A 7,967-nucleotide genomic window follows, 5' to 3' on the forward strand; every position below is an offset into this window, starting at 1 on the left:
CGATAAAATCCTTACTTACTACAGCCACTTGCACGAAGCCAAAATCAGCCGGAAGGCTGCTACGACGGGCGGGCAATGGGCTTTACAGAAGAAATGGTGAATTACAATTATGTGATGACGGTCACATTATATCACCGGATTTTATTTTTGAGTAAAAAATGTTCGCTAATAAAAAATAGGCATAACACATCAACTTATTTTGACGATGTGTTATGAAAAGCGGAGAAATCGTGATGTATTTTGAAGAGATAATTACGCGCCGTAACCCATCACTTGTAACAGGTGCTGAGCCTGCTGCACCGCTTCCTGCCGGTGCGCAACCCCCAGCTTCTGATACAGATTACGGATATGGGTTTTGATGGTCGTTGATGCAACGTCCAGCTCACCGGCAATCTGGTCATTACTGTAGCCGGAGTAAATCAGCCCCAGAACCTGCCACTCGCGCTGCGTCAGCGGACTGGTACGGATCAGTTCCGGCACTTGCGGATGGGTCAGCAGTTTGTTCACAAAGCCTTCGTCGAAATGCGCAAACTTGTGACGGTGATGCTGGTTAATTTCGCGCAAAATCTGCTGGGCGCGGCGCTGTTCCAGTTCCGGTAGCAGATTAAGCTGGATCAACTGGCGCAGTTGTTGCGCCATCATTTCCCCTTCGATGACGAAATGACTGACAAAACCGGTACGGTTCGCCAGCGCCAGCGCTTCGATCAATGCTTTTTGGGCGTCACTTTTGCGCCCGGTTTGCCAGTAAAGTAAGTTACTCAGCAGCAAATTGCGGTTCAGATCGCTGGTCAGGCGCAGCTGCCGTGCATTCTGATTCAGTTCATCGAGCACCACTTCAGCTTCATCAAACTGTTCCAGCAAAATCTGTACGCGGGCAATATTTCGCCACTGACCTTGCTGGAAATGGTTATCTGCCATATCCGGTTTACGCGCCTGTTGCAGCCACTGGCGTGCAGCGTTTTTATCGCCAATCATCTGCCAGTAAATCACCCGCGGCTTATCGGTATTGGTCAGCCAGTCAATGTGATACTGACCGGTTTTCAGCAATGCTTCACAGCGTTGTAAATGATGATGGGCGTTGTCGAGCTGACCGCGTGCCAGCGAACATTTCGCCAGCATCGCCAGGCATTGCAACTGCTGTTGCGGCTGGAAATTGCTCAGCACATTAAGCCCTTCACGCGCAGCTTCTTCTGCATCATCGAGCCGCGACCATGACCACAGCAGCTGGGAACGTAAACGCAATAAAAATTCGTGCATCGGCAACTGTTCAAGATGCTGTTCGCGCACCAGTTCAAAAGCGCGATCCTGCATCTCAAACGCGGCCTGCAAAAAGCCCTGAGCAATCAGAATTTCACTCTGTTGCAGCAGCGCCCATAAGGCGTAGTGATAGGCTTCATAACGGCGGGCGATTTGCTCGGTCTGCTGCATCAGCGGCAGTGCGCGGGTGAGATCCCCTTTGCAGTGCTGGATTTCACCGGTCACGGACGTGGCCACAATGCGGCTGTAATAGCTTTCATAAGGCAGATAGCGCAGCGCCTCAGTGGCCAGTTTTTCCGCCTCATCCTGACGTCCGTCGTTGATAGCCACCTGTGCCCGCAGGGCATCAAACTCGGCCGCCAGTGCCTGTTCCATCACAATATTATGCTGTTTCATTTCGCTTTCAGCGCGGGCCAGCAACACCTCGACTTCAGCATAACGGTGCTGACTTTGTGCGAGCCATGCCTGCAACAACACCAGTTTAGGATTCTGAATCAGCCGGTCATAAGGCAGAGCGGCAAGACATTCTTCCAGCAACGCCAGCTCGCTTTGATTAAACAGGGCCCAGGCATGTTGCAGCAGAATATCGCGCAGCAGATTGGTGTCTTCGGCACCCAGCGCATGATGAATGGCTTCGGCCGGAAAACCTTGTGCCAGCCAGCCTTCGGCGGCAGCGCGATGAATGGCTGGCAGCTCAGATGCCAGTTCCCACTGACAACGCTGACGCAGGAATGTGGCAAACAGCGGGTGGAAGTTAAACCATTCGCCGCTGTCATCCATACGGTTGATGAATAATCCCTGACGTTCCAGTTCTTCCAGCCGTTGCTGACCATTTTCGCTGCCGGTCAGGCGCACAATCAGCGCATCGTTCATTGAGCGCAACAGCGAGCAGCGCAGGAGAAAATCACGCGTCGGGGCATCAACGCGATCCAGCACTTCATCCACCAGATATTCAGAAAGATGGCTGGCATTCAGCCCGGCCAGTTTGCGTGCGGACTGCTGCGTCGAATGCTGTGAAGGGTGAGAAGACTGCCGCGCCGATAACGCAATCAGTTGCAAGGCGGTGGCCCAGCCCGCGACTTCGTCGCACAACCGGCTGCTGTCTGCCTGATCAATCGGGTCTTTCAGCCGGTTGTCGAAAAATTGCTGTGTTTCCGGATGCGTAAAGGCCAGATGCGTGGCGTTGAGTTCCAGCAGTTGATCCCGCACACGCATATTGGCGATGCCCAGCGGTGGCAGGGTGCGTGAAAGCACCACCAGTGACAGGTTTTCCGGCTGATGGCGCAGGAAAAAACGCATCCCTTCATGAATGGCGTCATTAGAAATCAGATGGTAATCGTCGATCACCAGCAGCAGCGGGCTGTGCCAGTCGGAAAGCTCCACAAAAAGCTGGGCAAACAGCGCAGGTAAACTGGCGTACTGATGCTTGAGACTCAGCGCTTCGCTTTTGATGCAATGCCCGCCGCAGGCCTGCTGTACAGCAGCAATCAGATAGCTGGCAAAGCGCTCCGGCTGATTGTCGCTTTCATCAAGAGAATACCAGCCCAGATCGCTTTTACCTGCAGCCCAGTGCGCCACCAGCGTCGTTTTCCCATAACCCGCCGGACTGGCGACCAGGGTCAGACGATAATTTGGCGCAGTCGAGAGCTTCGTCAGCAGACGTTCCCGAACCACTGTATTTTGCTGCCGCACCGGGCGGCTCAATTTTGAAGGGATCAGCATTTTTTTCGATTCTTTTGACAGAAGGACAGAGGGGACGTTATTTATTTCACAGCGTGTAATTAATCACTTTTTCTAAAGTCCTCCTTTGAAACATTGATTGCAAGAATGTTACGTTTTTACATGCCGTTAAGTTGCTCTGCATCACACTTCTTAATACAAATTTTCAGGCATCTGCCCTGAACCTCCGTCTCCTCCGGCTACGCCCCGTTTCTCCTCCCTGCCTAATCTTTTACGGGAGGATGCCGCTCACCGACATACGCGTCAGCATAGTGATAATCAACACCAGACTTTCCCTACAAATTTCCGGATAAAGAGGCATGTGATGCAGGTGACTTTAGATAAGACGCAGTTTTTAGCCGCGCTGAAACGCCAGTGGCAAGGGTTCGGTTTGCAGCAGGCACAGGATATGACACCGCACCAGTGGTGGCAGGCCACCAGTGCCGCATTATCTGAACAACTGAGCGCGCAACCGGCACCGGCGGCGGCGAAACAGCCGCAACGGCACGTTAACTATATTTCGATGGAATTCCTGATCGGGCGCCTGACCGCGAATAATCTGATCAATCTCGGCTGGTACGACACGGTCAGTCAGGCGCTGAAAGAGCAGGGTGTCGAGCTGGCCGACGTACTGGAGCAGGAAACCGATCCGGCGCTGGGCAATGGCGGATTAGGCCGTCTGGCTGCCTGTTTCCTCGATTCCATGGCGACCGTCGGGCAACCGGCCACCGGCTACGGTCTGAACTATCAGTACGGTCTTTTCCGCCAGTCGTTCAGCGAAGGCAAACAACAGGAAGCGCCGGATAACTGGCATCGCGAATGCTATCCGTGGTTCAGCCACAACAGCTCATTGTCCGTCGATGTGGCGTTTGGTGGCAAACTGACAAAAAACGAAAAGGGCGCTGAACAGTGGCATCCGGCGTTTACCCTGCGCGGTGAAGCCTGGGATCTGCCGGTGGTCGGGTACAAAAATGGCGTTACCCAGCCGCTGCGTCTGTGGCAGGCCACTGACGTGCATCCGTTCGATCTGACGCTGTTCAATGACGGTGAATTTCTTAAAGCCGAGCAAAAAGGCATTGATGCGGCAAAACTCACCAAAGTGCTGTATCCGAATGACAATCACGACGCTGGTAAACGCCTGCGCCTGATGCAGCAGTATTTCCAGTGCGCCTGCTCGGTGGCCGATATCCTGCGCCGCCATCACTTCCTTGGCCGTAAAATTGAGGATTTACCGAAATTTGAAGTCATTCAGCTCAATGACACGCACCCGACCATTGCCATTCCTGAACTGTTGCGTATTTTGCTCGACGAACACCAGCTTGAATGGGACGCCGCCTGGGCGATCACCCGCCAGACGTTCGCGTACACCAACCACACGCTGATGCCGGAAGCGCTGGAGTGCTGGGATGAAAAACTGGTGCGCAGCCTGCTGCCGCGCCATTTCTCGCTGATCAAAGCCATCAACGCCCGCTTCAAAAAAGTGGTCGAAAAACAGTGGCCGGGTGACAAAGCCGTCTGGGAAAAACTGTCTGTCCATCAGAACAAACAAGTACGGATGGCAAATCTGTGCGTGGTCAGTGGTTTTGCGGTGAACGGCGTGGCGGCGTTGCATTCCGAACTGGTGGTCAAAGACTTGTTCCCGGAATATCACCTGTTATGGCCGAATAAATTCCACAACGTGACCAACGGCATCACACCGCGCCGCTGGCTGAAACAGTGTAACCCGGCGCTGTCATCGCTGATTGATGACACCCTGAAAACCGAATGGGTGAATGACCTGGACGCGCTGAAAGGGCTGGAAAGTTCTGCGGATAATAAAAAATTCCGTCAGCGTTATCAGGCCATTAAGCGTGAGAACAAAATCAAACTGGCGCATTACGTGAAACAGGTGATGGGGCTGACCCTCAACCCTGATGCCATTTTCGACGTACAGATCAAACGTCTGCATGAATACAAACGCCAGCATCTGAATCTGCTGCACATTTTGTCGTTGTACCGTCAGTTGCGCGATAACCCGGAAATGGATCTGGTGCCGCGTGTGTTCCTGTTCGGCGCGAAAGCGGCACCGGGTTATTACCTGGCGAAAAACATCATCTATGCCATCAACAAAGTCGCGGAAAAAGTGAATAACGATCCGCTGGTGCGTGACCGCATCAAAGTGGTGTTTATTCCGGATTACCGCGTGTCCGTGGCTGAACTGATGATCCCGGCGGCTGATGTTTCCGAGCAAATTTCTACCGCTGGTAAAGAAGCTTCCGGCACCGGCAACATGAAACTGGCACTGAACGGCGCGCTGACCGTCGGCACACTCGACGGCGCGAACGTTGAGATTGCTGAAGAGGTCGGGGAAGACAATATCTTCATCTTTGGTAACACCGTCGATCAGGTCAAAGCCTTGCAGGCGAAGGGCTACGATCCGCTTAAAATTCGCAAGAAAGACAAGCACCTGGATAAGATCCTCAAAGAACTGGAAAACGGCTTCTTCAGCAATGGCGACAAACAGGCCTTCAGCCTGATGCTCGACAGTTTGCTGGGCGGCGGCGACCCGTATCTGGTGCTGGCTGACTTTGCCGATTACTGCGCGGCACAGCAAAAAGTCGACGCGTTGTATCGCGACCAGGACGAGTGGACCCGTAAAACTATCCTCAACACGGCCCGCGTAGGGATGTTCAGTTCCGACCGCTCGATCCGCGATTATCAGCAACGGATCTGGCAGGCGAAGCGATAAGGAGCCCGCATGGAGAACAAAGCACTGGAGCAGGCCGCCAGGGAGGCGGGGATTGCTTCTGGTTTTATTAATGCGCACGGCAAACAACAGGCAATCGCTTCCGAGACCAAGCGTGAACTGTTATCGGCGATGGGCTGGGTGGCGGGCAGCCGCCGCCCGGTTGCCACGCCGGTGCCGTCGGTCAAAGTGTTTGTCACCGGCAGCCGTCTGGCATTGCCGGTCGGCGGTGAAGGCGAATATGCCTGGACTCTGAAACTGGAAAGCGGCGTGACCCAAAAGGGGCGGATCAGCGGCAAAATGACGCTGGCACTCCCGGGTAAAATTCCTGCCGGTTATCACCAGCTGACGTTGACGCAGGATGCGCAACAGTGGGAGTGCCGGGTCATTGTCGCGCCGAAACGCTGTTACGAACCGGATGCGCTGCTGGCCGGTAAAAAACTGTGGGGCGCCTGCGTGCAGCTTTATACATTGCGCTCGGAAAATAACTGGGGCATCGGTGATTTTGGCGATCTCAATCTGATGCTGAAAAACGTCGCCGAACGCGGCGGCGCGTTTGTCGGGCTCAATCCGATCCACGCGCTGTATCCGGCGAATCCGGTGGCCGCCAGCCCTTACAGTCCGTCATCCCGCCGCTGGCTAAACGTGATTTATATCGACGTCGGCGCGGTAGATGATTTCCGGCAGAGCGATGCGGCGCAACAGTGGTGGCATCAGCCGCTGACGCAGCAACGTTTGCAGGCGGTGCGCGCCAATGACTGGGTGGATTACGCCAGCGTTATGCCGCTGAAATTAGAAGGATTACGGCTGGCTTACGCGCATTTTCAGGGACGTAAGGCGCAGGATCCGCAGGTGAAATCCCTGCGCAACTTCGTCAAACAGGGCGGTGAAAGCCTGTATCTGCAGGCTGCGTTTGATGCGCTTTACGAGCATCTGGCGAAAGAAAGTGATGTGGCACTTGGCTGGAACCGCTGGCCTGAAAAATATCATGATGCCCGTGGCCCGGCCGTGCGGGCGTTCTGCGAACAACATGCGCAGGATGTGGAGTTTTATCTGTGGCTGCAATGGCTGGCGGAAACCCAGTTTACGCAGTGTTATCACACCAGCCAGCGGCACGAGATGCCGATGGGGCTTTACCGTGATCTGGCGGTCGGCGTGGTGGCAGGCGGATCCGAAACCTGGGGTGACGGCGAACTGTATTGCCTGAAAGCTTCGGTGGGTGCACCGCCGGATATTCTCGGCCCGCTCGGTCAGAACTGGGATCTGCGCCCGATGGATCCGCATGTGATGGTGAGGCGCGGCTATCAGCCTTTTATCGATCTTCTGCGTTCCAACATGACCAGTTGCGGCGCGTTGCGCATCGATCATGTGATGGCGTTACTGCGCCTGTGGTGGATCCCGGCGGGTGAAACGGCGGATAAAGGTGCGTACGTGCAATATCCGGTGGATGATCTGCTGGCCATTTTAGCCCTGGAAAGCCAGCGTCACCGTTGCATGGTGATCGGCGAAGATCTGGGCACCGTACCGGTCGAGATCGTCAGCAAACTGCGCGAAAGCGGCGTGTATTCCTACAAAGTGCTGTATTTCGAGCGCGACGAGGAAAACAACTTCCGCGCACCGCAGTCCTATCCGGTTCAGGCGATGGCCACGATTACTACGCACGACCTGCCGACGCTGCGCGGCTACTGGCAAAGCGACGATCTGGCGCTGGGAAAATCCCTCGGTTTGTACCGCGACGAGGCTGTTTTACAGGAGCTGTACGCCGACCGCGCCCGCGCACGTCAGGGGTTGCTTGATGGTCTGCATCATTACGGCTGCATCCCGAAGAAAACCGGGCATAAAGCCGCACTGATGGAAATGACGCCAATACTCAACCGTGGTCTGCAACGTTACGTTGCTGACAGTGCCTGTGCCTTGCTCGGCCTGCAACCGGAAGACTGGCTGGACATGGGCGCACCGGTTAACGTGCCCGGTACCAGCGATGAATATCCGAACTGGCGCCGTAAGCTCTCCCATACGCTCGAAGAGATGTTTGCCGACGAGCAGGTGAATAAGCTGATTAAAGACCTCGATAAACGCCGCCGGAAAGTATCGGTGAGCTGAAGCTGAAAGGAAGGAAGTGAAAAGGGGTTCTGCCTTAGGGCAGGCCCCCTTAATAAGATGGTCACCCCCACCCTGTGAGCGGTACGCTGACAGGGTGTTTTTCTTTCTGAAGGGGATCATCATGCAAAACGTTACGCTCATCGGTATTGACCTCGGCAAGCAT

Annotated in this window: 3 protein-coding genes; 2 read left to right on the plus strand and 1 reads right to left on the minus strand. The window is 54.7% G+C overall.

Features of this window, described 5'->3' with window-relative positions; all coding sequences use genetic code 11:
* Positions 1-252 precede the first annotated feature (252 nt).
* Positions 253-2,979, minus strand: coding sequence for an HTH-type transcriptional regulator MalT (malT, locus tag UC14_RS08615; RefSeq protein ID WP_112197552.1), 2,727 nt, complete (start codon positions 2,977-2,979; stop codon positions 253-255).
* 322 nt (positions 2,980-3,301) lie between these two features.
* Between malT and malP the strand changes: the two genes are divergently transcribed.
* Together malP and malQ are read left to right on the plus strand one after the other, a co-directional pair.
* The gene (malP, locus tag UC14_RS08620) at positions 3,302-5,704 is read left to right on the plus strand and encodes a maltodextrin phosphorylase (protein ID WP_112197553.1); all 2,403 of its coding nucleotides are present in this window, start codon (positions 3,302-3,304) and stop codon (positions 5,702-5,704) included.
* Positions 5,705-5,713: 9 nt separating this feature from the next.
* Complete coding sequence (malQ, locus tag UC14_RS08625; protein ID WP_013573869.1) at positions 5,714-7,804, plus strand: 4-alpha-glucanotransferase; 2,091 nt, start codon at positions 5,714-5,716, stop codon at positions 7,802-7,804.
* Positions 7,805-7,967: the final 163 nt, after the last annotated feature.

The organism is Rahnella sp. NRRL B-41462 (assembly GCF_003263525.1).
GTDB lineage: Bacteria > Pseudomonadota > Gammaproteobacteria > Enterobacterales > Enterobacteriaceae > Rahnella > Rahnella aceris.